The 549-nt window shown below is 39.9% G+C and carries 1 pseudogene; it reads right to left on the bottom strand.

Annotated elements, in window-relative coordinates:
* Nucleotides 1-549: pseudogene (locus tag ACFIQE_RS11340) on the bottom strand (filamentous hemagglutinin); the annotation flags it as partial.

The following is a 549-nucleotide window of genomic DNA, read 5'->3' as shown; positions in this document are numbered from 1 at the left end:
ATAAGCCGTAGGCCAATTGTAACCAATCACTGTACTAATGGGGTCTAACATATGACCTTGTATGTAGATATAATTTTTTTCGCCATCGCTTAGATAATCTACTGTATTGGCCATCGATTGCATGTGAGCAGCCGCTCCAACAAGATAGAAGTCTGTTTTCTTGGCTACACTGTGGATACCATGTTCTTGCAAGTCATTTGCTCCATTGCGTATTGTTAAGGTACCCCGGCTATGCCCACTAACAATAGCATTGTCATTGCCATAACGATAGATAAAATCTTGGAACTTCTTGGTCGAATTACTCAATCCCCAAGTGCTACCCTCCCAAAACTTTTGATAATATGCTACCCCTAATTCTACCAGCACATCATCAGCTTGGGGAAAGTATGTAAAATAAAGGGGACCATTTTTATTAACAGCCAATTGGACAGCATTACCGGCTGCTTCATCTGGTGAATTAAAAATGCCATTGTAGAACATATAAACAGCACCATTAGGGCCTTTTTGTAAATGCTTTTCTTCCTCTGGCTTTAAAAAGTGATACAGAGT

Source organism: Bartonella sp. AA1HLJMS (genome assembly GCF_042197445.1).
GTDB lineage: Bacteria > Pseudomonadota > Alphaproteobacteria > Rhizobiales > Rhizobiaceae > Bartonella.
Note: the sequence above shows the minus strand (reverse complement) of the source record. Positions and strands in the feature narration are given on the sequence as shown.